Genomic DNA, 26,410 nt, shown 5'->3' on the forward strand with positions numbered 1-26,410 from the left:
GGCGGGCCGCGGATCGCTCAGGCGTCCGGGAAATGGCGCTGCAGGTCCTGCCGGCAGCGTGCCACCAGGTTCGGCGCAAAGACCTCGGGCCAGCCCTGGCTGAGGTCCGGGTCGTCGGCGAGTAGCTCGTGTTCGGCCAGTAGCTGGGCCATCGCCAGCAGGTCGGCCACCGCCAGTGCGTTGCCCAGCGGCGAAGCCGCCGACCTCGGCGCCGCCTGCCGTTCCGCCAGCGCGTCGACCACGCGCAGCGGCAGCTCCCAGTGCTGCGCGACCTCCAGCGAGAGCCGCGCGGCGAGGGCGTCGCAACCGGCGAGGAAGCCGGGCGATGGTGGCTCGGCGTCGGCGGCCGGACCGATCCGGTCCAGCAGGCGTATCACGGCGCCGTCGCCGGCGTGGCAGACGATGCCTGCCAGGTAGGCCTCGAACGCATCGCAGCGGTTGTTGCGGCCGAGCCAGGCACAGGCGTGGGCGCAACGTTCGGCGTGATGCCACAGACGTTCGCCGGCGGCATGGCCGAACGCGCCGGCGTGGGCTTGCAGGATGGGTTTCATCACGTGCTGGGTGAGTACCCGCCGCAGCCCGTCCTGGCCCAGCAGCACCACCGCCTGCTGCAGGCTGGTGATCGGCTGCGCCGCACGGTAATGCACGCTGCCGGTGACACGCATGACCTCGCCGACCATCAGCGGATCGCGGCCGATCAGCCGGGCCAATTCGCCGCCGCCGGCGTTGTCGTTCTTCAGCGCGCGCAACAGCTGCGGCAACACCGTCGGCAGGCGCGGCAAGCTATGCATGTCGAAGCGGGAGCCGAGCAGTTCGAGCTGCTTGAGCGTGGCGAGTTCGGCCGCATCGGCTTCGCTGGCGTGGCTGTCAGCAAGGCCGAGCACGAAGCGGTGGAAGCGATCCCGGATGTCCGCCAGCGGCGCCACCGGGCGGGCCGCCGGCGTGGCCGGGGCTGCCCGCGCGAGTGGCGCAGTGGCTGGCTGCGGGCGGCTTGGCCGTGCCGCGGGCTGTCGGCTGCGAAAAATGCGCCGCCACATGTTCCCCATGTTCCTCGTCCCTCATCCCCGCGTGCCGACTCCCGGGCAACCCGTCCCGGGCTATCGGCGCCCGGCGAGGAAAGTTTAGCCGGGAGGGCGCGGCGACCGATCCGGGCCTACTTGTTCTTCTTCTTTTCCTGCTTGGCGGCCTTCTTTTCCTTCATGGTCTTGGCCGGCTTTTTCTTCTCGCTCTTCTTCGAATCCATGCCCTTGCTCATGCTGTTCTCCGCGCTGTGGTTGGCCGGTGTCGACACCGGTTACGCGGGCAAGTCTAAGCGGTTCCGACGATGATGGGGCAACCCGGCGGGACGTGCGTTCAGATGCGTTCGTGCGGTGCCAGATAGCGCCATTGCCCCGGCGGCAGTTTCGCCAGCGGGATGCGGCCCACACGCAGGCATTTCATCGCCAGCACCTGCAGGCCGACCGCGTGGCACATCGGTTCGATCTGGCTCGGCTGCAAGACCTTGAACGCGAAGCGCAGGCGTTGCTCGCTCTGCCAGCTGACCTTGATCGGCGGCATCGCGTAGTTGTTGAAGCGCAGGCCGTGGTTGAGCAGGGCCAGTCCGTTCGGGATCAATGCACCGCCGACCTCGACCACGAACTCCTGTTCGATCCGCTCGATGTCCTCGGTGAGCTTGCGGGCGACGCGCCAGTCCTGGGTGAAGATCAGCAGGCCGCTGGCCTTGGTCGGCAGCGTCAGCGGCGTGGCGAGCCGGTGCAGGTGGCGCTTCAGCGGGCGCACGCCTGACGCGTCTTCCGCCCAGCGGGTCTGCGGCGTGACCAGGGCGCGGGCCGGGTTCGGGCCGTTGCCGGCGTCGTAGCCGGCGGGCTTGTGCAGCACCAGGGTGGCCGGTTCGGCGGGTGCCAGTTCGGCCTGCGGGTCGAGTTCGACGTGCTGCGCGCCGACCATGAACTGCGGCTCTTCCACCACGACGCCGTCCACCCGCACCCAGCCGCCCTCGATGTATTGCTCGGCCTCGCGCCGCGAGCACCGGGTCAGCGCGACGACGCGTTTGGCGAGGCGGACGGGTTCGCTCATCGGGCTACCGTGGGAGGGAGGTGGGCCATTGTAGGCGCAGGCGCCGGTGGCAATCCGTTCGGCAGCCCCCACATCGTGGCCATTCATTTGGCGAGAGTCCGACATGATCCCGTTTTCCATCCTCGACCTGGCGCCGGTCACCGAAGGCAGTGATGCGAGCCAGGCGTTCCGCAATACGCTCGACCTGGCCCAGCTCGCCGAGCGGCTGGGCTACCGGCGCTACTGGCTGGCCGAGCATCACAACATGCCCGGCATCGCCAGCGCGGCGACCGCGGTGCTGATCGGCCACGTGGCCGGCGGCACCTCGAGCATCCGCGTCGGCGCCGGCGGCATCATGCTGCCGAACCACACGCCGCTGTAGGTGGCCGAGGCGTTCGGCACGCTGGCCGCGCTGTATCCGGGGCGGATCGACCTCGGCTTGGGCCGCGCGCCCGGCACCGACCAGCCGACCGCGAAGGCGTTGCGCCGCTACTTCGACAGCGCCGACGCGTTCCCGCACGACGTGCTGGAACTGCTCGGCTACTTCGAGCCGGCCCAGCCCGGCCAGCCGGTGCGCGCCGTGCCCGGCGCCGGCATCGAGGTGCCGGTGTGGCTGCTTGGCTCCAGCCTGTTCGGCGCGCAGCTGGCCGCGCGGCTCGGCCTGCCGTACGCGTTCGCCTCGCACTTCGCACCGGACGCGATGGACGAGGCGCTGGCGCTGTACCGGCGCGATTTCCGCCCGTCGGCACGGTTGCAGCAACCGTACGCGATGCTCGGCCTGAACGTGGTCGCCGCCGCCAGCGATGCCGAGGCGCGGCGCCTGTTCACCACCCAGCAGCAGAGTTTCATCAATCTGCGCCGCGGCCGGCCCGGACTGATTCCGCCGCCGATCGACGACATCGAGTCGTACTGGACGCCGCCGGAGAAGCTGATGGTGGAGCGGGCGCTGGCCTGCGCCGTGGTCGGCGCTGCCGATACGGTGAAGGATGGCATCGAAGCGTTCGTCGCGCGGCACCGGCCGGACGAATTGCTGCTCACCGCCAACGTGTTCGAGCACGCGGCGCGGCGGCAATCATTCGAGATCGCCGCGGCGGTGCGCGACCGGCTGTCGGCCGCGAACTGAGCGTGGTTGCCGCGAAAGCCCGGGCGAGGCCGCCGATCGGCCATAATGGGCGTTATTCCACGAAACCTTGAAGCTCCCCACGCATGAAAACCCCCAAGGGCCTGCAGGACCTGATCGACGAAGGCGTGATCGATCAGGTCCTGCGGCCGCTGAAGAGCGGCAAGGAAGCGTCCGTCTACATCGTGCGTTCGGGCGAGGACGTCCGCTGCGCCAAGGTCTACAAGGACATGGCGCAACGCAGCTTCCAGGCGCGCGTGCAGTACCAGGAAGGCCGCAAGGTGCGCGGCAGCCGGCAGGCGCGCGCGATGGGCAAGGCCACCAAATTCGGCCGCAAGGAGGCCGAGGCTGCCTGGAAGAATGCCGAGGTCGACGCGCTGTACCAGCTCACCGCCGCCGGCGTGCGGGTGCCGAAACCCTACGGCTACTTCAACGGCGTGCTGGTGATGGAGCTGGTCACCGATATGGACGGCCATTCGGCGCCGCGACTGGGCGAGGTGGAGCTGTCGGCCGACACCGCCCGCGACTATCACCGTTTCCTGATGCAGCAGGTGGCGCGCATGCTGTGCGTGGGGCTGATCCACGGCGACCTGTCCGAATACAACGTACTGGTGGGGCCGCACGGCCCGGTGATCATCGACCTGCCGCAGGCGGTCAGCGCCTCGGGCAACAACAATGCGCGCATGATGCTGCGCCGTGACGTGGGCAACATCACGATCAGCCTGTCGCGCTTCGCGCCGGAGCTGCTGGACACCCACTACGGCGAGGAGATGTGGGCGCTGTACGAGCTGGGCGAACTGCACCCGGACAGCGAGCTCACCGGCCATTTCGAGTTCGACGAAAGCATCGCCGACGTGGACAGCGTGATGCAGTCGATCATCGATGCGCGCGAAGAAGCGATCATCCGCCAGCAGGGGCGCGAGGCGGCGGCGCGGGGCGACTGAGCGCCGACAGCCTCGGCTCTTCGTAGGGCGGGCGCGGCCCGCCGCTCCGGGGCGAGGCACAAGGCAGAAGCGGGTGGGCAGTGCCCGCCCTCCCTGCAGAAAATCAGGGCGTGCTGACGTCGACCAGTTCCACGTCGAATACCAGTGAGGCGTTCGGCGGAATGTCGGCGCCGGCGCCGCGGGCGCCGTAGCCGAGCGCGGCGGGGATCAGCAAGGTGCGCTTGCCGCCGACTTTCATGCCGGCCACGCCCTGATCCCAGCCGTCGATCACGCGGCCGGCGCCCAGCGTGAAGTTGAACGGCGCACCGTGGTCGTACGAGCTGTCGAACTTGGCGCCGTGCTTGTCCTTCGCGTTCTCGTCATAGAGCCAGCCGGTGTAGTGCACCAGCACGTCCATGCCGGCCTTCGCCTCGGCACCGCTGCCGACCTTCTGGTCGATCACGGTGAGCTTGTCTACCTGTCCGCTGGCGTGCGCCGGTGGCGGCGTGCTGCAGGCGGCGAGGGCGAAGACGGCGAACAAGGGCAGCAACCAGCGCATGAGACGACTCCGTGGGGTGATGTGGCCGAATCGGCGATTATCGGGCAAACCGGGCGCGGCGTCGTGCGCCATGAACCGGCAAGGTTCACGCGCGCGGGCCGGTCGCCGCGCGATGCTCGCTGCGTGCGGCCTGCCAGACCTCGCGCGCCGCGTCGGCGTTCATCAGCATGATGCCTGCGCCGACGACCATGTCGGGCCACGCGGCATGCGTCATCGCGGTGGCTGCCCCGGCGATGATGATGGCGATGTTCGCGAGTACGTCGTTGCGCGCCGACAGGAAGGCGGCGCGGGTCAGGCTGCCGCTATGGTGGCGGAACCGCACGAGCAGCATCGCGCAGCTGAAGTTGACCAGCATCGCGCCAAGGCCGGTGGCCGTCAGCGGCAGCGGCGCCGGCGGGGCAGGCAGTTGGAACTTGCTCCACAACGCCCATAGCGTGGCGAGCGCGGGCACCAGCAGGATGGCGGCCAGCCCCATGCCCACACGCGCCCGCGCTTTCAGGCTCCAGCCGAGCGCGATCAGGATGAGCAGGTTGACCGAGGCGTCTTCCAGGAAATCGACGCTGTCCGCGAACAGTGAGACCGAGCCGATCGCCAGCGCCACCGCGAACTCGACGCCGAAGTAGCCCAGATTGAGCAGTGCCACGATGCCCACGACGCGGCGCAGCGATCTGTCCGCGGCGTTCGCCGGCATGATCATTCAGTTCACTGTTTCGGTGGGCGCCATGCGCCGCAGCGGATCGATGGCGACCGCGTCGGCCTCGTTCATCAGTTGCAGCTGGCCGTCCTGGATCAGCGCCTGCAGGCGCATGCCACGCTGCAGCAGGGCGACCAGTTCGGCCACGGTGGCGGTGGGGATGTCGAGCACGGTGAGGTTCTTGTTGCGGGCCAGTGCGCTGGCGTTCTTGTTCCACCAGATCTCCGCGGCGTTGCCGCCGTAGCTGATCACCACCACCTGGCGCGAGCGGCCGCAGGCCTTGCGGATGCGCGTCTCGTCGGGCTGGCCGACTTCGATCCACAGCTCGATCTCGTCGGTGTACGCCTTGCGCCATAGCGCCGGTTCGTCCTCGTCGCTGATGCCCTTGCCGAACTCGAGCCGCTCGTCGGCATGCAGCGCGAACGCGAGCAGGCGCACCATCAGGCGTTCCTCGGTCTCGGACGGGTGCCGCGCCAGGGTCAGCGCGTGGGTGGCGTAGTAATGCCGGTCCATGTCGCTGACCTGCAGTTCGACCTTGTAGATGGTGGAGTTGAGTGCCATGGGGGTGCCTTGAGACAACAGCCGACCATTCTACGCGCACGTGCCGCGCCGCTGCTCCGACCGAAGGAGGGCTCACCGGACGCCTTACACTGGCGATCAGCATGGACCCCTCGACGCCATCCTTCAGCCGCGATCCCCGTGCCAGCACCGTGCACCTGCCGCCGGGTGCCTGGGCCACCGTGCTCGACGGGCTGTGCGCGCTATTCGGCGCGATCGATCGCGCGCAATGGCTGGACCGCATCGCGCGCGGGCGCGTGCTGGACGGGCAGGGCATCGCGATCGCGCCGCAGACGCCGTATCGCCCGGGCATGCGCATCCATTATTACCGCGAGGTGGCGGACGAGCGGCCGATTCCGTTCGTCGAAGCCGTGCTGCATGCGGACGCGCATCTGGTGGTGGCGGACAAGCCGCATTTCCTGCCGGTGACCCCGGCCGGCGGCTTCGTCGAGCAGACCCTGCTGCGCCGGCTGATGCACCGGCTGGGCAATCCCGAGCTGGTGCCGCTGCACCGGATCGACCGCGCCACCGCCGGGCTGGTGCTGTTCTCGGCGAACCCGGCCAGCCGCGCGGCGTACCAGGCGCTGTTCCGCGAGCGGCGGATCGACAAGCGCTACGAGGCGCTGGCGCCGCCGTTGCCGTCCCAAGTGTTCCCGCTGTCGAGGAGTTCGCGCATCGTGGCCGGGGAACCGTTCTTCCGCATGCGCGAGGTCGACGGCGAGCCGAACAGCGAGACGCGGATCGACGTGATCGAGCGTGGCGCGGAATTGTGGCGCTACGCGCTTCGGCCGGTCAGCGGAAAGAAGCACCAGTTGCGCGTACACATGGCCGCGCTGGGCGCGCCGATCGTGGGCGACCCGTTGTATCCGGCGCTGGCCGAAAAATCCGTCGACGATTACCGATACCCCTTGAAGCTGCTGGCGCGCAGCCTGACCTTCGTCGATCCGCTGTCCGGCGAGCGGCGGCATTTCGAGAGCCGGCTGGCGCTGTGACATGACGGCGCCGTTCGACCGGAGGGATAACCCTCCGCGGCCATTCCACGCTATCTTCCACCGCAGCATCCATCCGGGGGAGAGCCATTCGTGAGTGCAAAACCTTTGTCCAGCGTCACGCCGCGCACCGAGTTGACCGTACGCGGCCTGATCATCGGCGTCGTGATCACCCTGGTGTTCACCGCGGCAAACGTGTTCTTCGGCCTCAAGGCCGGCCTGACCTTCGCCACCTCGATCCCGGCGGCGGTGATCTCGATGGCGATCCTGCGCGGGTTCAAGGACTCCACGATGCAGGAGAACAACATCGTGCAGACGGTCGCCTCGTCGGCCGGCACGCTGTCGGCGATCATCTTCGTGTTGCCCGGCCTGGTGATGATCGGCTGGTGGACCGGTTTCCCGTTCTGGGTGACGTTCGGCATCTGCGCCACCGGCGGCATCCTCGGCGTGATGTACACGATCCCGTTGCGCCGCGCGCTGGTGACCGATTCCGACCTGCCGTACCCGGAAGGCGTGGCCTGTGCCGAGGTGTTGAAGGTGGGCGGTGGCGACGACGCGGTCGCGGCGTCGGCCGAGAGCGGCAAGTCGGGCCTGTTCGCCGTCGCCGCCGGCACCATCGTCTCGGCGGTGTTCGCGGTGGTGGTCGCCACCAAGGTATTCGCCGGCAGCGTGGCGCAGTACTTCCATGTCGGCGACCGCGGCGGGGCCAGCGGTTACGACTTCAGTCTGTCGTTCGCACTGCTGGCGGTGGGCCACCTGGTCGGCCTGTGGGTCGGCCTGGCGATGCTGCTCGGCGCGCTGATCGCCTGGGGCTGGGCGGTGCCGCACTACACGATGCTGGCGGCAGCCACCGGCGCCGCCGCGGACATGGCGCAGGCGGCCTGGGGCAGCAAGGTGCGCTTCATCGGCGCCGGCACGATCGGCGTGGCGGCGATCTGGACGCTGGCCAAGCTGGTCAAGCCGGTGATCAGCGGGCTTTCCTCGGCGATGGCGTCGTCGCGGGCGCGCAAGGCGGGGCAGGGCAGCACGCTGCCGCGCACCGAGCACGACATGCCGATCGGCATCGTCGGCCTGATCAGCCTGTTGTGCCTGCTGCCGATCGGCTGGCTGCTGGGTGATTTCAGCATCGTCACCGGGCTCGGTTCGCACCTGTGGCTGCTGGTGGGCGGCGGCCTGGTCTTCGTGGTGATCATGGGCTTCCTGGTTTCGGCGGTGTGCGGCTACATGGCCGGTCTGATCGGCTCATCGAACAGTCCGCTGTCGGGCGTGGGCATCCTGGTGGTGATCATCGCGGCGTTGCTGCTGCTGATGGCGGGCGTGAAGTCGGAGCTGTCCGGCGATGCCGGCAAGGGGCTGGTGGCGTTCGCGCTGTTCGCCACCTCGGTAGTGTTTGCAGTGGCGACCATCGCCAACAACAACCTGCAGGACCTGAAGACCGGCCAGCTGGTCGACGCCACGCCGTGGAAGCAGCAGGTGGCGCTGGTGGTCGGCGTGCTGGTCGGCGCCGCGGTGATCCCGCCGGTGCTGGACCTGTTGAACGAGGCGTACGGCTTCGCCGGCATGCCCGGGGTCGACCCGGCGCGTGCACTGGCCGCACCGCAGGCGGGGCTGATCTCGGCGCTGGCGCAGGGCGTGATCCAGGGCAATATCGACTGGAGCCTGATCATTCTGGGCGGTGCGATCGGTGTGGCGCTGATCGTGCTGGACGCCGTCCTTGGCCGCACCACCAGATCGGCCGCGCTGCCGCCGCTGGCGGTGGGTCTGGGCATCTACCTGCCGACCTCGACCACGTTGATGATCGTGGTCGGCGCGATCGTCGGCTGGTATTTCGACAAGCGCGCCGAGCGCGGCCCCAAACCCGAGTCGACCAAGCAGCTCGGCGTACTGCTGGCCTCCGGCATGATCGTGGGCGAAAGCATCATCGGCGTGATCATCGCGGCGATCGTGGTGTTCTCCGGCAAGGGCGCGCCGCTGGCGCTGGTCGGCGACGGTTTCGGCACGGCGGCGATCTGGATCGGCGGCATCGCCTTCGTCGCGGTCAATGTGGCGCTGTACCGCTGGGTGGCCAGGCTGGGACGGACATCGGCTGCGGCGTGACCGGGTGATGTTCCCGGGGCAGGTTGCGGAAGCTCCGCCGCTTTTCCTGCCGCCGGGAAACCGGCGGTGGATGCTTTCATGCTGGATTGGCTGCAATGCCGGTGCGGCGCTGATGTCTTCCGCCCGCGCGATGGACGCGGTGAGCCAGCACGGCGGCGGCTGAGTTCGCCCGGCACGGATTCCGCCGGCGGCCACGTACAATGCCGCCACTGTTTCAAGGTGGAAGGGATGACGTGACTGCTGGTGGGTTTTTCGCGGCTGCGCCGGATGCGGCGCTGGCGGCCCTGTTCGTGCCGTTCGAGTCGGGTGAGTTGCGCCTGCCGGCGGACGGCCGCGTGCTGTTCCTGCGTGCGCGCGCCGGCGTAGGCCTGCGCGAGATGGCGCAGCCCGGCTGGCTGTGCGAGCAGGGTTTCCTGCCGTTCGCCGACGAACTGGGTCGCAACGGCCTGCGCGTGGGCGAAGCGGCGGCCGATGAAAAATTTCCGCTGGTGTTGCTGCTGCCGCCGCGCCAGCGCGACGAGGCACGCGCGCTGTTCGCCCGCGCGCTGACACACGTGGCGCCGGGCGGCACGCTGCTGGCCGCGATGCCGAATGCCGAAGGCGCGAAGTCGGGCGAGGCGGACCTGGCGAAACTGGCCGGCGCCGTGCAGCACCAGTCCAAGCACAAGTGCCGGGTGTTCTGGAGCTCGCCGGATACCAGTGTCCTTGATGATCGGTCGCTGCTGGCCGATTGGCTGGCGCTGGATGCGCCACGCGACATTGCCGATGGCTACGTCAGCCGCCCCGGCCTGTTCGCCTGGGATCGCGTCGACCGGGCCTCGGCGCTGCTGGCGGAACACTTGCCGGCAGACCTGCACGGCCGCGTGGCCGATCTGGGCGCCGGCTACGGTTACTTGTCCACGCAACTGATCGCACGTTGCCCGCGAGTCGAGGCGATCGACCTGTACGAAGCCGAGGCGCGAGCGCTGGAACCGGCACGGATCAACTTGGCGCGGGCGCGGCGCGAATGCGGGCGCGAGGTGGCCGTGGCGGTGCACTGGCACGACGTGACCCGCGGCCTGACGCAACGCTACGACGCCATCGTCAGCAACCCGCCGTTCCACCAGGGGCGCGCCGACCTGCCCGAACTGGGCCGCGCGTTCATCCTCAGCGCGGCCGAGGCGCTGCTGCCGGATGGCCGGCTGCTGATCGTGGCGAACCGGCACCTGCCGTACGAGGCCGTGCTGGCCTCGCGTTTCCACGACGTGCGCACGCTGGTCGTGCAGGAAGGATTCAAGGTGATCGAAGCGACAGGAGTGCGCGGATGAAACTGGTCAAGCTGATTGCAAGCCTGGGCTACGGCAGCCGCAAGGACGTGGCCCAGCTGTTCCGCTCCGGGCGCATCACGGATGCGGACGGCGAGGTGCTGTACGCGGACGACGTGGTGCCGTACGAGACCATCCGCGTCGACGACGAGCCGCTCGATCCGCCGCCGGGGCTCACGCTGATGATGCACAAGCCGCTCGGCGTCACCTGCTCACGCAAGGACCCGGGCCGGGTGGTCTACGACCTGCTGCCGCCGCGCTACAACGTGCGCTCGCCGGCGCTGTCCACGGTGGGCCGGCTCGACCGCGACACCTCGGGCCTGCTGCTGTTCACCGACGACGGCGCGTTGCTGCACCGGATCATCTCGCCGAAGGCGCAGGTGACCAAGGTCTACGAGGCCACCCTGGCGCAGGACCTGCGCGGCGACGAAGGCGAGCTGTTCGCCAGCGGCACGCTGCTGCTGGAAGGGGAAACCACGCCGCTGGCACCGGCCGCGCTGGAACTGCTGGGTTCGCGGCATGTCCGGCTCGGCGTCAACGAAGGCCGCTACCACCAGGTGCGTCGCATGTTTGCCGCCGCCGGCAATCACGTGGAGACGCTGCAGCGGGTGTCGATCGGCGCCCTCACGCTGGACGGCTTGCCGCCAGGCGAATGGCGCGCGCTCGATGCCGCCGAGGTTGCGCTGATCTTCGCGCCGTAGCGCGCTCCTACATCACATGCACCGCGGTGGGAATGGTGTTGCCGAACCACTTGTGCCGCTCGTCGCGGCAGCTGGGGCTACCCATCGCGAACTTGCGGCAGATGGTGGGGCGGTTCTCGTAGATGGTGCAGCGGAAGGTGTTCGGATCCAGCGCGGCGCACCAGCCGTCCTCGCCCTTGGCCAGGGTCGCCATGCCGTGTTCGTCGTGATCGACCAGCCAGGCGGGTACGCGGTCTTCCGGCATCAACACCACGGTGAGGCGGCAGCACACGGCTTCGCAAGTCGTGCATTGCACGCTGGGGTCGACGCTTTCGGCGTAGGGGTCGGGGATATTTTTCACCCGTCAGTGTGACAGCTTCGCCCGGCGCGAATGTGAACTCCGGGTGGGTTGCCGTGTTCAATCCGTGTCGTCGCGCCACAGTGCCTGCCAGCCGTCGGCGCCCAGCCGTTGCAGTGTCTCGATGTTGCGCCGGTAGATACTGTCGGTGTCGCTCATCGTCTCTATCGCGCTTTCGACGCTGGATTCGCGCAGCAGATGCAGCGTGGGATACGGCGAGCGGTTGCTGAGGTTCTCGACGTCGTCCGGCGCGCTGTCGGCGAACTGGTAGTCGGGGTGGAAGCTCGCCACCTGCCATTCCCCATCCAGCCCCAGCGCCTGCACGGCGGCGTCGGCCACGTCGAGGAAGTCGTTGTAGTCGAGGAAGTCGCCGAGCACGAACGGGTGGATCAATAGGCCGGTCTCGCACTCGTCCGGCGTCAGCGCGTTGAGCGACTGCAGTTCGCCGCAGAGGTCGTCGAGCAGCGCGTCGGTGTCGCGCGCGTGGCTCACCCGCAGGCGCAGCTTGCCCTGCACGTGCGGGGCGCGGGCGAACGGGCACAGGTTCAGCCCGATCACCGCGCGCTCCAGCCAGCGCGTGGTGGCGGCGAGGTAGGGCGCGTCCTCGGGTCGCGCGTCGGCGTTGAGGTCGTTGGCAGGCGTCGGGTTCATGCGGTTTTCGCGGGTGGCGGCAGCCGACTATAGCGGCTGGCTGGCGCACCGGTCCGGGTATGCCGTGCTGATGGCCGCACGCAAACGTGCTGTGGCCGGATACGGGAACTGGTTCCGCAAACCTGATTTAATGGCGACCCCGGCACCGGCAAACTGGCCGCGACCGCGCCCTTGAACAGGATTCCCACGTGGATGGTTCCACCCCGACGACCGCAGATACCTCGCACGGCGAAAGCCGCAGGTACGCGGGGGTCGATGGCAGGCATCCGGCCGCGAACCCCATGACGGTGCGCAGCATCCCGCGGAAACCGGGTCGCGTGTATCTGATGGCGCCGGTGCGCTGGAAATCCGGGGCTTCGTCGGCACGCCGTCCCGTCGCCCCGCCGGTCGTGATGCCGGCGCCGGCGCAATGGGTCCGCTCGCGGTGCGTGCCCAGCCGGTTGCCCGCGCGGCGTCCGGCGGCGGAACGCTGGTTGCTGCCGCCCACATGGCCGCTGGATGGATGGCATGTGAGCGCAGTCGCCGGTTTGCGCCGGCTCGTCGGCGCGCGCATCGTGCCGTGGGCGCGGGCATGCATGCTGTGGTGCTCGGGATGGGCGAGGGCGCATCGGCACAGGCTTGCGGCAGGCATTGCCATGGGCGCCATCGCGGGTGCTGCCCTAGTGTTGCTTCGCCTCGGCGCGCCTCATCCCGACGCGGGATCGACACCGGCCAGGGCGATGGCTCCGGCACCGGCATCTGCCACGCATGCCTCGTCCGTGCCGCTTACGCCGGTGCTGTCGCTTGCCGCCGCGGCGCCGGCTAGCGCATCGACCGTTTCGTCGGCAGTCCGCTCCGGGCCGGCCGAAACCGGCAGCAAGCTGCTGTCCGACGTCAGCACGATGGACCTGATGATGCCGATCGAGGAGCCCGACCTGGACATCGCGTCGCGGGACAGCCTGTGGTCGCAGGTCGGCAGGGCCTCCGGTGTCGATCCGCTGCTGCTGTACAGCGTCGCCCTGGTGGAATCGAAGGCGCTGTACCCGGACGGCAAGGTCGCGCCCACGCCGTGGCTGTTCCGCGTCGACGACCATCTGGTGCGCGGCGAGCGCCATGACGTGCAGCTGGCGATGGCGGCGGCGAGCCAGTTCGGTTCGGCCGTGCAGGACGTCGGCATCATGCAGGTCTACTACCCGATGCATCGCGACGCGGTGCGCGATCCGCTGACCCTGCTCAATCCGCGCACCAACATCACCGTGGCCGCGAAGATCCTGCGCGACGGCATGCGCCAGACCCGCGACCGGGTGCTCGGCGTGGGCTACTACCACAGCCACACGCCGGCTCTGGCCAGGAATTACGGCACGGCGGTGCTGACCGTCTACCAGCGGCTGCGGGCGATCCATCGCCCGGCCCACCGCGGGCAGGCCGTGGCGCGCTAGCCGCGGCGCGGCCTTGCATCGAACCGTTGGCGCCCGGATATAGGCTGTGGCTATAGCCCCTGAGGTGGCCGGATGTTCGATCTTCGTTTCGACAATGCGTTCGTGCGCGAGCTGGCCAGCGACGCGGAGCAGGGCGCGCGGCGGCGCCAGGTCGAGGGTGCGCTGTACTCGCGGGTCGAGCCCACGCCGGTGGCGGCGCCGCGCCTGCTGGCGCATTCGGCGGAGATGGCGGCTGCGCTGGGCTTCAGCGCGGTGGACGTCGCCACGCCGCAGTTCGCGCAGGTGTTCGGCGGCAATGCGCTGATCGAGGGCATGCAGCCGTACGCGGCGAACTACGGCGGTCACCAGTTCGGCCACTGGGCCGGGCAGCTTGGCGACGGCCGCGCGATCTCGCTGGGCGAAGTCGTCAACGAAGCCGGCGAGCGTTGGGAACTGCAGCTGAAGGGCGCCGGCTTGACGCCGTATTCGCGTGGCGCGGACGGCCGCGCAGTGCTGCGTTCCTCGGTGCGCGAGTTCCTGTGCAGCGAAGCGATGCACCACCTGGGCGTGCCCACCACGCGCGCGCTGAGCCTGGTCGGCACCGGCGAGGCGGTGCTGCGCGACATGTTCTACGACGGCCACGCCGCACCGGAACCCGGCGCGATCGTCTGCCGCGCGGCGCCCTCGTTCATCCGCTTCGGCAACTTCGAGCTGCCCACCTCGCGCGGTGACGTCGCGTTGCTGCGGCAACTGGTCGAGTTCACCCTCCGCCGTGACTTCCCGGAACTGGAGGGCGAGGGCGAGGCGCGCTACGCGGCATGGTTCCGGCAGGTGTGCGAGCGCACCGCCACGATGGTGGCGCACTGGATGCGGGTGGGCTTCGTGCACGGGGTGATGAACACCGACAACATGTCGATCCTCGGCCTCACCCTCGACTACGGCCCGTACGGCTGGGTCGACGACTACGACCCGGACTGGACCCCGAACACCACCGACGCGCAGCGCCGCTGCTACCGCTACGGCCAGCAGCCGAACGTGGCGTGGTGGAACCTGAGCTGTCTGGCCGGCGCGCTGGCGCCGCTGTTCGACGGCGTCGGACCGCTGGAAGCCGGGCTGCAGCATTACGCCGCCGCCTATGCCGCCGCCGACCGCGCGAACGTCGCCGCCAAGCTGGGCCTGGCCGAGTGCCGCGACGACGACGTGGCGCTGATGCAGTCGCTGCAGGCGTTGCTGCAGCAGGCCGAGATCGACATGACGCTGTGGTTCCGCGCGCTGGGCGACGTCGACGTGCAGGCGCCCACGCTGGCGCCGTTCGAAGGGGCGTTCTACGACGAGGCGAAGCGGCGCGCGGCCGAACCGGAGCTTGTCGACTGGCTGGCCCGCTATGCGGCACGGCTGGCCGACGATCCGCTGGCGCCGGAGCAGCGCCGCGAACGCATGCGCCTGGCCAACCCGCGCTACGTGCTGCGCAACTACCTGGCGCAGCAGGCGATCGACCGCGCCGGGCAGGGCGATGTCGCCGGCATCCACGAGCTGCTCGACGTGCTGCGCCGTCCCTATGACGACCAGCCCGGCCGCGAGGCATTTGCACAGAAGCGCCCGGACTGGGCACGGCACAAGGCCGGTTGCTCGATGCTGTCGTGCAGTTCCTGAACCGGATAGCACGAAGGCCGGCATGACCGGCCCTCGCTTGCGGTAACTGGTGCCCTCGAGACGATTCGAACGTCCGACCTGCCCCTTAGGAGGGGGCCGCTCTATCCAACTGAGCTACGAGGGCAGCGGCGGGATTTTCGCATGGATCGCATGGCGGTGCGATCAGGTCGGCCACTTGGCGCAGGTGGGGCGGGAGCGGGGCGGCCGGCCTGTTAGAATGAGCAATTGCCGCTTTCCCTTCACGGCGCCCGCGGGCGCCGCACGTCCAGGAGACACCCATGTCCCATGCAATCCTCAGCGCGCTCGGCCTTTCCGGCGAGCAGTCCGGCAGCTACCTCGGCCAGGGCGAGTGGTCGAAGACCGCCGACGCCGGCGCGCTGCAGCCGGTGAACCCGGCCACCGGCGAGGTGATCGGCACCGTGCACGCGTCCAGCGCGGCCGACTACGAGGTGATCGTCAAGCGCGCGCAGGAAGCGTTCAAAGTGTGGCGCACCACGCCGGCGCCGCGCCGCGGCGAGGCGGTGCGGCTGTGCGGCGAGGCGCTGCGCAGGCACAAGGACGCACTGGGTTCGCTGGTCGCCCTGGAGATGGGCAAGATCAAGCCCGAGGGCGACGGCGAGGTGCAGGAGATGATCGACATTGCCGACTTCGCCGTGGGCCAGAGCCGCATGATGTACGGCGCCACCATGCACTCGGAGCGCCCGGGCCATCGCATGTACGACCAGTACCACCCGCTCGGCCTGGTCGGCATCATCAGCGCGTTCAACTTCCCGGTCGCGGTGTGGGCGTGGAACGCCATGCTGGCTACCATCGCCGGCGACATCTGCATCTGGAAGCCGTCGCCGAAGACCCCGCTGTCGGCGATCGCCACCATCCGCATTTGCAACGAGGCGATGAAGGCCGGCGGCTTCCCCGACCTGTTCTTCCTGTTCAACGACGCCGGCAGCGACCTGGCGCAAGCCTTCGTCGACGACAAGCGCGTCGCCCTGATCAGCTTCACCGGCTCGACCAGGGTCGGCCGCATGGTCGGCGAGCGCGTGGCGCAGCGCATGGGCCGCTCGCTGCTGGAGCTGGGCGGCAACAACGCGATCATCCTGGACGAGACGGCCGACCTGAAGCTGGCGATTCCCGGCATCGTGTTCGGCGCCGTCGGTACCGCCGGCCAGCGCTGCACCACCACGCGCCGGTTGTTCGTGCACGAGTCGATCTTCGACGGCGTGCTCGACACCTTGGTCAAGGCGTACCGGCAGGTCGAGGGCAAGATCGGTGATCCCACCCTGGCCACCACGCTGATGGGGCCGCTGAACAGCGCCGAGGCGGTGCAGGGTTACCTGGCCGCGATCGAGAAGGCCAAGGCCGCGGGCGGTACGGTGCGCACCGGCGGCAAGGCGCTGACCGAGCGCAAGGGCAACTTCGTGCTGCCGACCATCATCACCGGGCTGAAGAACTCGGACGAGGTGGTGCAGGCCGAAACGTTCGCGCCGATCCTCTACGTGATGCCGTTCAAGACCATCGACGAGGCGATCGAGATGCAGAACGACGTGCCGCAGGGCTTGTCCTCGTCGATCTTCACCAACAACCTGCGCGCGGCCGAACAGTTCCTGTCGGCGGCCGGTTCCGACTGCGGCATCGCCAACGTCAACATCGGCACCTCCGGCGCGGAAATCGGTGGCGCGTTCGGCGGTGAGAAGGAAACCGGCGGCGGCCGCGAATCCGGTTCCGATGCATGGAAGGTCTACATGCGCCGGCAGACCAACACCATCAATTACTCGAACGCATTGCCGCTGGCGCAGGGCATCAAGTTCGACCTCTGACGGAATGCGCCGGTCGCGGGCGGCTTGCCGCCCGCGACCGGCGGCAGTGCACGACGGCGCCTCCACCTCCTGCCTGAGCGAGCGATCCGATGAGCTACCAACCGTCCTACCGTCCGGGCACCACGACCAGCTCGCTGGCCGTGGTGAGCCTGGTTTTCGGCATTCTGGCCTGGTGCGTGCTGCCGTTCATCGGCGCCATCGTGGCGATCATCTGCGGCCACCTGGCGCGCGGCGAGATCCGCCGCAGCCCGCTCGACAATCGCACCGAGGGCGACGGCATGGCCGTGGCCGGGTTGGTGCTCGGCTACGTGCAGCTGGCCCTGTGCGTGCTGGGCGTGTTCCTGTTGATTGCGGTGCTGGTGTTCGGCTTCGCGTTTGCGGGCTGGCACTGACGCCCGCATGACGGCGGCCTTCGACTTCTCCGGGTATCGCGTCGTCGTCGCCGGCGGCAGCCGCGGCATCGGCCGCAGCATCGCGCTGGGCTTCGCCGAGGCCGGTGCAGCCGTCTCGATCTGCGCCCGCGGCGCCGCGGCGCTGGAGGAAACCCGCCAGGCGCTGGCGGCGCATGGCGCGCCGACGCATGCGCAGCGCTGTGACCTGGCCGACACCAGCGCCATCGACGCCTACATGGCGGACGCGGCGGCGGCGCTCGGCGGCATCGACGTGCTGGTCAACAACGCCAGCGGCTACGGCTTCGACGACAGCGACGAAGGCTGGCTGGCCGGCTTCAACGTGGACCTGATGGCGGCGGTACGCGCCTCGCGCGCGGCGCTGCCGCATCTGGCGTCGTCGCCGCACGGCTGCATCCTGCACACCAGCTCGATCGCCGCGTTCCGCCCGCGCGCCAGCGGCGCGGCGTATGCGGCGGTGAAGGCGGCGCTGAGCCAGTACACCACCTCGCAGGCGCTGGCGCTGGCGCCGCAGCGCATCCGCGTCAATGCGATCGCGCCCGGTTCGATCGCGTTCGCCGATGGCCTGTGGGATCGCCGTCGGGTGGGACAGCCGGAACTCTACCGCGCCACCCTGGCAAAGATCCCGTTCGGCCGCTTCGGCAAGCCGGAGGAAATCGCGCATGCCGCGTTGTTCCTGGCCTCGCCGTGGGCGGGCTGGATCACCGGCCACACCCTGGTCGTCGATGGCGGACAGATGCTCAATGGCTGACGAGAAGGCTTCCTTGCAGTCCACCGCGCGCTTCGGCGACCGCGTCGACGACTACGTGCGCTACCGGCCGGATTATCCGCCGGCGTTGCTGGACTGGCTGCAGCGCGAGCAGGGTGTGGACAACAGCTGGCGGGTGGCGGACATGGGCGCCGGCACCGGCATCTCCTCGAAGCTGTTGCTCGACGCCGGTCATCGGGTGACCGCGGTGGAACCGAATGCGCCGATGCGCGCCGCCGCCGAACACTGGCTGCAGGCGTACCCGGGCTTCGATGCGCTCGACGGCAGCGCCGACGCCAGCGGCCTGCCCGACGCCAGTGTGGACCTGATCGCCGTGGCGCAGGCCTTCCACTGGTTCGACGAGGAGGCGGTGCGGCGCGAGTTCGCCCGCATCCTGCGCCCGCGCGGGCTGGTGGCGATCTGGTGGAATTCGCGCCGGCTCGCCGGCACGCCGTTCCTGGAGGGCTACGAGGCGCTGCTCAACACCTACGGCACGGATTACGCCAAGGTGGTCGAGCGCTATGCCGACGATGCGCACATGCGCGCCTGGTTCGGCACCGGCTTTCGCGGCGCAGCCCGTTTCGAGCATGCGCAGCGGCTGGATTTCGAGGCCTTGCGCGGACGCCTGATGTCGTCCTCGTACGCGCCGAAGCCGGGCCACCCCCGGCATGAACCGATGCTGCGCGCACTGCGCGAACTGTTCCACGACTGCGCCGAGGACGGCGCGGTAAGCTTCGATTACCACACCCGCATCTTCGCGGGCCAACCGGCCTGACCCATGTACGACCTGCTGCGCCCGCTGCTGTTCAAGCTCGATGCCGAGACCGCGCATCGCGCCACCCTGTACGCACTGGGCGTGGCCCAGCGCAGCGGCTTTTCCCGCTGGATCGCCCGGCCGCCGGCGGACCTGCCGACGAAGGTGTTCGGCATCACCTTCCCGAACCCGGTCGGGCTGGCTGCGGGTCTGGACAAGAACGCCGAGCACCTGGACGCGCTCGATGCGCTGGGTTTCGGCTTCATCGAAGTGGGCACGGTGACGCCGAAGCCGCAGCCGGGCAACGACCGTCCGCGCCTGTTCCGTCTGCCGCGGCACGAGGCGATCATCAACCGCATGGGCTTCAACAACGCCGGCGTCGACGCGCTGGTGCGCAACGTGCAGCGCTCCGCCTACCACGGCGTGCTCGGCATCAACATCGGCAAGAACAAGGACACCCCGAACGAGAAGGCGGTCAGCGACTACCTGCTGTGCCTCACCCGCGTGTACGAGCTGGCCAGCTACGTCACGGTGAACATCTCCTCGCCGAACACCCAGGGCCTGCGCGACCTGCAGCAGGAGGCCACGCTGCGCCGTTTCATCTCGGTGCTGCGCGAGGCGCAGGAACGGCTCGGTTCGCAGCAGGGCCGGCGCAAGCCGATGCTGCTGAAGATCGCACCGGACCTTTCCGAGGCGGAGCTGGATTCGATCGCCGAGGTGCTGCTGCGCACCGGCATCGACGGCGTGATCTGCACCAACACCACGATCGACCATGCGGCGGTGGCCGATGACCTGCGCGGCAACGAAGCCGGCGGGCTGTCCGGCAAGCCGCTGTTCGACCGCTCCACCGCGGTGCTGGCCGGCATGCACAAGCGGCTGCAGGGGCGCATTCCGCTGATCGGCGTGGGCGGCATCCTGGACGGCAGCGATGCCGCCGAGAAGATGGAACTGGGCGCCTCGCTGGTGCAGTTGTATTCCGGCCTGATCTACCGCGGGCCGCCGCTGGTCGCCGAATGCGTCGACGAGATCCGCCGCCAGCGCGAGGCCGCCAATGTCGTCTGAACGTGTCGACATGGGCGGCTACGCGCTCATCGAAAACGCCTCGCTGGCCGCGCGCAACACGCTGCGCGTGGACGCGCGTGCGCGGCTGCTGGCGGAGATCCGCGACGCCGTGAAACTGCCCGAGCTGCTGGACTTCCCCGCCGTGCGCAGCGGTCGCCTGCTGGTGCTGGGCGAGGGCAGCAACGTGCTGTTCACCGGCGACTTCGACGGCACCGTGCTGGCGATGGCCACCCGCGGCGTGCAGGTGGAAAGCGATGGCGACGGCGCGCGTATCGCGGTGGCCGCCGGCGAGCGCTGGGACGATTTCGTGCGCTGGACCCTGGGCCAGGGCTATGCCGGCCTGGAGAACCTGATCCTGATCCCCGGCACGGTCGGTGCCGCGCCGATCCAGAACATCGGCGCCTACGGCTGCGAGGTGGCCGAGTTCATCGACAGCGTCGAGGCCTGGGATACCCACGAGCGGCAAGTGGCCACGCTGGACCGTGCTGCCTGCGCGTTCGCCTACCGCGATTCGCTGTTCAAGCACGAGCCCGGCCGCTACGTGGTTACCGCGGTGCGCTTTGTGCTGCCGCGCAGCCGCCCACTGCGCACCGACTACGCCGGCATCGACGAGGAACTGGCGAGGATGGGCGTGGACCGGCCCGCGCCGTTCCACGTTGCCGAGGCGGTGATGCGCCTGCGCTTGCGCAAGCTGCCCGATCCGGCGGTGATCGGCAACGCCGGCAGCTTCTTCAAGAACCCGATCGTCGATGCCGCGCTGGCCAACGCGCTGCAGCGCGAACACCCCGGCCTCGCTGCCTGGCCGCAACCCGACGGCCGCAGCAAGCTGTCCGCCGCGTGGCTGATCGAGAAAGCCGGCTTCAAGGGCCTGCGCGAAGGCGATGCCGGCATCTCCAACCGGCATGCGCTGGTGCTGGTCAACCACGGCCACGCCACCGGCCCGCAGTTGTGGGCGCTGGCGCAGCAGGTGATGCACGGCGTGCGCGAGAGGTTTGGCGTGCAGCTGGAGCCGGAGCCGGTGGTGATCGGCGCACGCTGAATTTTTGCGGGAGCACGCTCTGTGGGCGATGCTCTTGCTCTCGCTGCCTTCAGAGCGAAAAGCATCAGAGGCAAGAGCTTTCGTCTGCCATAGGCGCACGAAAGCTCCTGCCCTTGGAACAACAAAAACTGCAGCAAAGCTACGCCGCGGGCGCTCGCTTCTCGATATCCGGCAAAAACACCGTGATCAGCCCCATCAGCGGCAGGTACGCGCACAGCCGGTAGACGTAGTCGATGCCGTGGGTGTCGGCCAGCCCGCCAAGCACGGCGGCGCCGATGCCGCCCATGCCGAAGGCCAGGCCGAAGAACAGGCCCGAGATCATGCCGACACGGCCGGGAATCAGCTCCTGCGCGTAGACCAGGATCGCCGAGAACGCCGACGCCAGCACCAGGCCGATGAGCACCGTCAGCACGCCGGTCCACATCAGGCCCACGTGCGGCAACAGCAGGGTGAACGGCGCCACGCCGAGGATCGACACCCAGATCACCCACTTGCGCCCGATCCGGTCGCCGACCGGACCGCCGACGAGCGAGCCGGCGGCCACCGCGAACAGGAACACGAACAGGTGCACCTGCGCGCTCTGCACCGACACGCCGAACTTGTGGATCAGGTAGAAGGTGTAATAGCTGCTGAGGCTGGCCAGGTAGAAATACTTGGAGAAGATCAGCAGGCCGAGGATCGCCAGCGCGCCGATGATCTGCCGGGGCGACAGCGCGAGTATCGCAAAATGCCCCGCCGCCGCCTTGCGACGGACCGCGTGGTGATGGCTGTACCAGCGGCCGACCTGCAGCAGCACCACGATCGCCAGCAGCGCGGCCAGCGAGAACCACGCCACGCTGCCGCGCCCGTGCGGCACGATGATCCACGCCGCCAGCAGCGGCCCCAGCGACGAGCCGGTGTTGCCGCCGACCTGGAACAGCGACTGCGCCAGGCCGTGACGACCGCCGGAGGCCATCCGCGCCACGCGCGAGGACTCGGGATGAAACACCGACGAGCCGGTGCCGACCAGCGCCGCGGCGAGCAGCAGCACCGGAAAGTTCGGCGCCGTCGCCAGCAGCAACAGGCCGCACAGGGTGAAACCCATGCCCACCGGCAGCGAATACGGCATCGGGCGCCGATCCGTCACCATGCCCACCAATGGCTGCAGCAGCGAGGCAGTGAGCTGGAAGGTCAGCGTGATCAGGCCGACCTGGGCGAAACTGAGCTGGAAGTCGTGCTTGAGGATCGGATAGATCGCCAGGATCAGCGACTGGATCATGTCGTTGAGCATGTGCGCGAAGCTGATCCCGCCGAGCACCGTGAACTGGGTGCGTTCCCCGGCCGGTGCGACATCGGTCGGCGGCGTGAGGGCGACATGGGACAGCGGAGCGGTCTCGACGCGAGTCTGCATGGGGCGTTCGTTCGGTGGGGTGGGCTCGGCCAGGAAGGCCGGTGGGGAGCGGCAACGATAGGGCAAACCGCCGCCGGCCAGCATGTGCCACCCGTTCGGTCGGCGGCCGATGTCATCCGGCAGTCAGGAAAATGCCGCAGGCTGAGCCCCGCCTGAGCCGCGAATGCCACGTTCGACCGGCCCCGTCCGCGGCGGGCTACCATGGGAGGCCGCCTCCCCCTTGCCGGACCCGGTGTACCGATGACCAGCCGCCTGATTCGCGAGACTTTGCCGACCGACGCCGCCGCGCCGGCCGCCAACGATGCCGCGTCGTCGATGCCCGGCCCGGACCTCGGTGACAGCCGTCTGTACATCCACCGCGAGCTGTCGCAGCTCAAGTTCAACATCCGCGTGCTGGACCAGGCGCTGGACGAGCGCACGCCGCTGCTGGAACGGCTGAAGTTCCTGCTGATCTTCTCCGCGAACATGGACGAGTTCTTCGAGATCCGCGTGGCCGGGCTGAAAGGGCAGATCGCGCTGGACCACGAGATGATCGGTCCGGACGGCATGGCGCCCAAACGCGCGCTGGCCGAGATTGCCGAGATCGCGCACCGGCAGATTGCGCGGCAATACACGATCCTCAACGAGCGCATCCTGCCGGAGCTGGCCACGCACGGCATCCGCATCGTGCGGCGCACGCAATGGACGCACAAGCAGAAGCTGTGGGTGCGGCGTTATTTCCGCGAGGAGGTGGCGCCGCTGGTCACCCCGATCGGGCTCGATCCGACCCATCCGTTCCCGCTGCTGGTCAACAAGAGCCTCAACTTCATCGTGCGGCTGGACGGCGTGGACGCGTTCGGCCGCGATTCGGGCCTGGCGATCGTGCCGGCGCCGCGCGTGCTGCCGCGGCTGATCCGCCTGCCGCTGGAGATCTGCGAGGACGGCGACAACTACGTGCTGCTGTCCTCGATCCTGCACGCGCATGCGGAGGAACTGTTCCCGGGCATGGACGTGCTCGGCTGCTACCAGTTCCGGTTGACCCGCAACGCCGACCTCACGCTCGACCCGGAAGACGTCGAGGACCTGGCGCTGGCGCTGCGCGGCGAGCTGTATTCGCGCCGCTTCGGCGATGCGGTGCGGCTGGAGGTAGCCGACAACTGTCCGAAGGAGCTGACCGACTACCTGCTCAAGCAGTTCGGCCTCACCGAGTCGGAACTGTACGAGGTGAACGGCCCGGTGAACCTGGCGCGGCTGTTTCGCATCGCCAACAACGTCAGCTACCCGAAGCTGCAGTACCCGCCGTTCACGCCGGCGCTGCCGAAGGCGTTGCAGCACGCCGAGGACCTGTTCGAGGTCGTCGGCAAGCAGGATGTGCTGTTGCTGCATCCGTACGAGTCGTTCGCGCCGGTGGTCGACCTGCTGCGCCAGGCGTCGACGGATCCGAAAGTGCTGGCGATCAAGCAGACGCTGTACCGCACCAACGCGAACTCCGAGATCGTCGACGCGCTGGTCGACGCCGCCCGTGCCGGCAAGGAAGTGACCGCGGTGGTCGAGTTGCGCGCGCGCTTCGACGAGGAATCCAACCTCAGCCTCGCCTCGCGCCTGCAGCAGGCCGGGGCGATGGTGATCTATGGCGTGGTCGGCATCAAGACGCACGCCAAGCTGATGTTGATCCAGCGCCGTGAAGGCAGCGAGCTGGTGCGTTATGCGCACCTGGGTACCGGCAACTACCACACCGGCAACGCCCGGCTGTACACCGATTACAGTCTGCTCACCTCCGACGAGGCGCTGTGCGAGGACGTGCACAAGCTGTTCAGCCAACTCACCGGCATGGGCAAGGTGCTGCACATGAAGAAGCTGCTGCATGCGCCGTTCACGCTGAAGAAGACCCTGCTCGAACTGATCGCGCAGGAAACGGCCCATGCCGAAGCGGGCAGGCCGGCGCAGATCATCCTCAAGATCAATGCGCTGACCGAGCCGAAGATCATCCGCGCGCTGTACAAGGCCAGCATCGCCGGGGTGCAGGTGGACCTGATCGTGCGCGGTATCTGCAGCCTGCGTCCGGGCGTGCCCGGCGTGTCGGACAACATCCGGGTGCGCTCGATCATCGGCCGTTTCCTTGAACACAGCCGCGCCTACTGGTTCGCCAACGCCGGCGAGCCGCAGCTGTACCTGGCCAGCGCCGACCTGATGGAACGCAATCTCGATCGCCGCGTCGAGACCGCCTTCCCGGTCGAGGGCAAGAAACTGCAGCACCGCGTGCGCAACGCGCTGGAGCTGTACCTCACCGACAACGCCAGCGCCTCGCTGCTGCAGTCCGATGGCGAGTACCTGCGCCCCTCGCCGGCCGCCGGCGAACCCGTCCGCGATGTGCAGGCCGAGCTGATGGAGAAGCTGTGCGGGGCGGGGGCCGGCGGCGCGCAGTGAAGACCGCGTGGCGCTGGACAGCGCCGCGCTGGACGTGGTGCAGATCATGCAATCGCGCCACCTGCGGCTGTACGACCGTGCCTTCGGCGACGACCGCGCCGGCTGGCTCGCGGCCTCGCCGCTGCAGCAGCTGCAGGCGCCGGCCGCGCCGTTCCTCGAGGTGTGCTCCAGCCGCCGCGCGGACGCCTGCCCGCAGGCGCAGGCTTTCGTGGACAAGGCAGTCGCACTGGGCACGCGCGCGCAGCTGCTGCCCGAGGACCTCTCGCACGAACAGATCAACGAGCAGCTGGGTGCTCCCGGCGACTACACCACCGAGGTCGAAGCGTTCCTGCGCAGTCTCGGCCACGACGTGGCGGGCACCTTCGACGGCCGGTAGCGCCGGCGCGGGAGCAACAAAAAGCCCTCGGAGACCGAGGGCTTTTTTGTAAATCCGTGGTGGAGCGGATGGGGATCGAACCCACGACCTCCACGATGCGAACGTGGCGCTCTCCCAGCTGAGCTACCGCCCCACGGAAGTCGCGAATGTTAGCAGTGTGCGAGGGGGTTCGCCAAGACCTGATGTACCGGGCTCAGCCGGGCAACAGGCCGGGCAAGCGGTCATGCAGCACCTCGCGGCGCCAGCCGTCGAGGAAGTCGGGCCATTCGGCGGTGACCACGTATTCCTCCAGCACCTTGCGCGGGCACAGCAGGCCGGGCGGCAGGTCGAGTTCGTCGGCGCGGTGGTCGATCAGCGTCTTCATCGCCGCCAGCGCCTTCTTCGCCTCGCCCTGCGGGTGACCGGGGATGCGCGCGGTGGCGGCGATTTCCTCGTCGCCGACGGCGGCGGCGAGCAGCTCGAACAGCTCGCCGCGCTGGGCCGAACGCAGCGCACGCTGGCCGCGGCCACGCTGCTCGAGGTCGCCGAGGCTGCGCGGTGGCTGCTGCGCCAGGTTGAGCGCCAGCGCATCGTCGAGCAACCACGGACGCGGCACGTCGAGGCGGCGCGCGCTGCGCTCGCGCCACAACAGCAGTCGGCGCAGCAGGGCCTGTTGCGCGACCGGCCAGTCGGCGGCGCCGCGCAGCGCACGCTGTGGCTGCGGGTCGCCGTCGCGGCGGCTGGCGCGTTGCTTCAGGCGTGCGCAGTCCTCGGCGTGCCAGGCGCTGCGGTCACGCCGCTGCAGGCGTTCGGCCAGGCGTTCGTGGAGGGTTTTCAGGTACACCACGTCCAGCGCGGCGTAGGCGCGCTGCGACTCGGTGAGCGGGCGTTGCAGCCAGTCCGAACGGGTCTCGCCCTTGTCCAGATCCACCCCGGTCAGTTCGGCGACCAGCGCGCGGTAGCTCAGCCCCAGGCCCATGCCGGCGAAAGCAGCGGCGATCTGCGTGTCGAACAGCCGGCCCGGCCCCTCGGGCAGCAGCGGCGCGAGCGTCTCCAGGTCTTCGCCCGCGCTGTGCATGATGGTCATCGCGCCGTCGGCGCCAAGCAGCGGCTGCAGCGCCGCGCCGATGTCGAACGCGAGCGGGTCGATCAGCGCGTGGCGGCCGTTCCAGCCCAGCTGCAGCAGCGCCAGTTGCGGATAGAACGTGTTGCGACGCATGAACTCGGTATCCAGGCCGACGGCAGCATCGGCGGGTATCGCGGCCAGCCATGCCTGCAGCGCATCGGGGCGGTTGATCCAGTCGGCGGCAGCGGTTTCGGGTGGTGACATCGGTACTCCTTGGAAGGGCGCGGGCGCGGATTGCCCTGTCGGCGGTTTCTGCCTATGGTGGACA

Annotated in this window: 24 protein-coding genes, 2 tRNA genes and 1 pseudogene; 16 read left to right on the plus strand and 11 right to left on the minus strand. The window is 69.1% G+C overall.

The window, feature by feature from the left end:
- Positions 1–17: 17 nt before the first annotated feature.
- Both RHOOR87_RS0103160 and RHOOR87_RS0103170 read right to left on the minus strand, forming a co-directional pair.
- Positions 18–926 (minus strand): HDOD domain-containing protein, encoded by a 909-nt coding sequence (locus RHOOR87_RS0103160; RefSeq protein ID WP_231381708.1) that lies wholly within the window; start codon positions 924–926, stop codon positions 18–20.
- Between the two features lie 427 nt (positions 927–1,353).
- Entirely contained in the window at positions 1,354–2,076 is a 723-nt protein-coding gene (locus RHOOR87_RS0103170) for an rRNA pseudouridine synthase (protein WP_027484196.1), read from the minus strand.
- Between the two features lie 103 nt (positions 2,077–2,179).
- Between RHOOR87_RS0103170 and RHOOR87_RS18950 the strand changes: the two are divergent.
- Positions 2,180–3,178, plus strand: a pseudogene (locus tag RHOOR87_RS18950) (LLM class flavin-dependent oxidoreductase).
- Between the two features lie 83 nt (positions 3,179–3,261).
- Positions 3,262–4,119 carry a PA4780 family RIO1-like protein kinase gene (locus RHOOR87_RS0103180; RefSeq protein ID WP_007509158.1) on the plus strand — a complete coding sequence of 286 codons (858 nt, stop codon included), beginning with the start codon at positions 3,262–3,264 and terminating at the stop codon, positions 4,117–4,119.
- A 103-nt stretch (positions 4,120–4,222) separates the two neighbouring features.
- On the opposite strand, the gene RHOOR87_RS0103185 is transcribed toward RHOOR87_RS0103180, so the two are convergent.
- The 3 genes from RHOOR87_RS0103185 to RHOOR87_RS0103195 form a co-directional block, all read right to left on the minus strand.
- Complete coding sequence (locus RHOOR87_RS0103185) at positions 4,223–4,657, minus strand: FKBP-type peptidyl-prolyl cis-trans isomerase (protein ID WP_007509156.1); 435 nt, start codon at positions 4,655–4,657, stop codon at positions 4,223–4,225.
- Positions 4,658–4,742: 85 nt separating this feature from the next.
- On the minus strand, positions 4,743–5,348 hold the full coding sequence (locus tag RHOOR87_RS0103190; protein ID WP_027484197.1) for a cation transporter: 606 nt from the start codon (positions 5,346–5,348) through the stop codon (positions 4,743–4,745).
- Positions 5,349–5,354: 6 nt separating this feature from the next.
- Positions 5,355–5,912 carry a YaeQ family protein gene (locus tag RHOOR87_RS0103195; RefSeq protein ID WP_027484198.1) on the minus strand — a complete coding sequence of 186 codons (558 nt, stop codon included), beginning with the start codon at positions 5,910–5,912 and terminating at the stop codon, positions 5,355–5,357.
- Positions 5,913–6,013: 101 nt separating this feature from the next.
- On the opposite strand from RHOOR87_RS0103195, the gene RHOOR87_RS0103200 reads away from it, so the two are divergent.
- The 4 genes from RHOOR87_RS0103200 (at position 6,014) to RHOOR87_RS0103215 (ending at position 11,000) form a co-directional block, all read left to right on the plus strand.
- A complete protein-coding gene (locus tag RHOOR87_RS0103200) occupies positions 6,014–6,901 on the plus strand; it encodes an RluA family pseudouridine synthase (protein WP_027484199.1) in 888 nt (295 codons plus the stop codon).
- Positions 6,902–6,991: 90 nt separating this feature from the next.
- Positions 6,992–8,995, plus strand: coding sequence for an oligopeptide transporter, OPT family (locus RHOOR87_RS0103205; protein ID WP_027484200.1), 2,004 nt, complete (start codon positions 6,992–6,994; stop codon positions 8,993–8,995).
- Positions 8,996–9,228: 233 nt separating this feature from the next.
- Positions 9,229–10,302, plus strand: a complete 1,074-nt coding sequence (locus RHOOR87_RS0103210) for a class I SAM-dependent methyltransferase (RefSeq protein ID WP_027484201.1) — start codon at positions 9,229–9,231, stop codon at positions 10,300–10,302.
- Positions 10,299–11,000: a pseudouridine synthase gene (locus RHOOR87_RS0103215; RefSeq protein WP_027484202.1), complete on the plus strand. Its 702-nt coding sequence runs from the start codon at positions 10,299–10,301 to the stop codon at positions 10,998–11,000. The genes RHOOR87_RS0103210 and RHOOR87_RS0103215 overlap by 4 nt, the downstream gene beginning before the upstream one ends.
- A 7-nt stretch (positions 11,001–11,007) precedes the next feature.
- On the opposite strand, the gene RHOOR87_RS0103220 is transcribed toward RHOOR87_RS0103215, so the two are convergent.
- Positions 11,008–11,340, minus strand: coding sequence for a YkgJ family cysteine cluster protein (locus RHOOR87_RS0103220; protein ID WP_027484203.1), 333 nt, complete (start codon positions 11,338–11,340; stop codon positions 11,008–11,010).
- Positions 11,341–11,397: 57 nt separating this feature from the next.
- Positions 11,398–11,988, minus strand: coding sequence for a DUF1415 domain-containing protein (locus tag RHOOR87_RS0103225; protein WP_027484204.1), 591 nt, complete (start codon positions 11,986–11,988; stop codon positions 11,398–11,400).
- 758 nt (positions 11,989–12,746) lie between these two features.
- On the opposite strand from RHOOR87_RS0103225, the gene RHOOR87_RS0103230 reads away from it, so the two are divergent.
- Both RHOOR87_RS0103230 and RHOOR87_RS0103235 read left to right on the plus strand, forming a co-directional pair.
- A complete protein-coding gene (locus RHOOR87_RS0103230; RefSeq protein WP_231381709.1) occupies positions 12,747–13,406 on the plus strand; it encodes a transglycosylase SLT domain-containing protein in 660 nt (219 codons plus the stop codon).
- A gap of 72 nt (positions 13,407–13,478) precedes the next feature.
- Positions 13,479–15,038 carry a YdiU family protein gene (locus RHOOR87_RS0103235; protein ID WP_027484206.1) on the plus strand — a complete coding sequence of 520 codons (1,560 nt, stop codon included), beginning with the start codon at positions 13,479–13,481 and terminating at the stop codon, positions 15,036–15,038.
- Positions 15,039–15,085: 47 nt separating this feature from the next.
- On the opposite strand, the gene RHOOR87_RS0103240 is transcribed toward RHOOR87_RS0103235, so the two are convergent.
- Positions 15,086–15,162 (minus strand) — tRNA-Arg (locus RHOOR87_RS0103240).
- Positions 15,163–15,316: 154 nt separating this feature from the next.
- Between RHOOR87_RS0103240 and RHOOR87_RS0103245 the strand changes: the two genes are divergently transcribed.
- From RHOOR87_RS0103245 to murB, 6 genes are all read left to right on the plus strand, one after another.
- A complete protein-coding gene (locus tag RHOOR87_RS0103245) occupies positions 15,317–16,852 on the plus strand; it encodes an aldehyde dehydrogenase family protein (RefSeq protein WP_027484207.1) in 1,536 nt (511 codons plus the stop codon).
- An 89-nt stretch (positions 16,853–16,941) separates the two neighbouring features.
- Positions 16,942–17,244 carry a DUF4190 domain-containing protein gene (locus tag RHOOR87_RS0103250; protein ID WP_007509126.1) on the plus strand — a complete coding sequence of 101 codons (303 nt, stop codon included), beginning with the start codon at positions 16,942–16,944 and terminating at the stop codon, positions 17,242–17,244.
- 7 nt (positions 17,245–17,251) lie between these two features.
- Positions 17,252–18,013 carry an SDR family oxidoreductase gene (locus tag RHOOR87_RS0103255; RefSeq protein ID WP_027484208.1) on the plus strand — a complete coding sequence of 254 codons (762 nt, stop codon included), beginning with the start codon at positions 17,252–17,254 and terminating at the stop codon, positions 18,011–18,013.
- Positions 18,006–18,785 carry a class I SAM-dependent methyltransferase gene (locus tag RHOOR87_RS0103260; protein ID WP_027484209.1) on the plus strand — a complete coding sequence of 260 codons (780 nt, stop codon included), beginning with the start codon at positions 18,006–18,008 and terminating at the stop codon, positions 18,783–18,785. The genes RHOOR87_RS0103255 and RHOOR87_RS0103260 overlap by 8 nt, the downstream gene beginning before the upstream one ends.
- A 3-nt stretch (positions 18,786–18,788) precedes the next feature.
- On the plus strand, positions 18,789–19,826 hold the full coding sequence (locus tag RHOOR87_RS0103265) for a quinone-dependent dihydroorotate dehydrogenase (protein WP_027484210.1): 1,038 nt from the start codon (positions 18,789–18,791) through the stop codon (positions 19,824–19,826).
- 10 nt (positions 19,827–19,836) lie between these two features.
- The gene (gene murB / locus RHOOR87_RS0103270) at positions 19,837–20,865 is read left to right on the plus strand and encodes a UDP-N-acetylmuramate dehydrogenase (RefSeq protein ID WP_027484211.1); all 1,029 of its coding nucleotides are present in this window, start codon (positions 19,837–19,839) and stop codon (positions 20,863–20,865) included.
- Between the two features lie 139 nt (positions 20,866–21,004).
- Here the strand turns inward: murB and RHOOR87_RS0103275 are convergent, their stop codons facing one another.
- A complete protein-coding gene (locus RHOOR87_RS0103275) occupies positions 21,005–22,255 on the minus strand; it encodes an MFS transporter (protein ID WP_027484212.1) in 1,251 nt (416 codons plus the stop codon).
- Positions 22,256–22,495: 240 nt separating this feature from the next.
- Here RHOOR87_RS0103275 and ppk1 point away from each other — a divergent pair, with 240 nt between their 5' ends.
- Both ppk1 and RHOOR87_RS18955 read left to right on the plus strand, forming a co-directional pair.
- Positions 22,496–24,661, plus strand: a complete 2,166-nt coding sequence (ppk1, locus tag RHOOR87_RS0103280; RefSeq protein WP_027484213.1) for a polyphosphate kinase 1 — start codon at positions 22,496–22,498, stop codon at positions 24,659–24,661.
- Between the two features lie 7 nt (positions 24,662–24,668).
- The gene (locus tag RHOOR87_RS18955; RefSeq protein WP_007509110.1) at positions 24,669–25,037 is read left to right on the plus strand and encodes a hypothetical protein; all 369 of its coding nucleotides are present in this window, start codon (positions 24,669–24,671) and stop codon (positions 25,035–25,037) included.
- Between the two features lie 57 nt (positions 25,038–25,094).
- On the opposite strand, the gene RHOOR87_RS0103290 is transcribed toward RHOOR87_RS18955, so the two are convergent.
- A tRNA-Ala gene (locus tag RHOOR87_RS0103290) sits at positions 25,095–25,170 on the minus strand.
- Positions 25,171–25,230: 60 nt separating this feature from the next.
- On the minus strand, positions 25,231–26,346 hold the full coding sequence (gene rnd / locus RHOOR87_RS0103295; RefSeq protein WP_007509108.1) for a ribonuclease D: 1,116 nt from the start codon (positions 26,344–26,346) through the stop codon (positions 25,231–25,233).
- Positions 26,347–26,410: the final 64 nt, after the last annotated feature.

The sequence above is a fragment of the Rhodanobacter sp. OR87 genome (genome assembly GCF_000473345.1).
Taxonomy (GTDB): Bacteria; Pseudomonadota; Gammaproteobacteria; order Xanthomonadales; family Rhodanobacteraceae; genus Rhodanobacter; species Rhodanobacter denitrificans.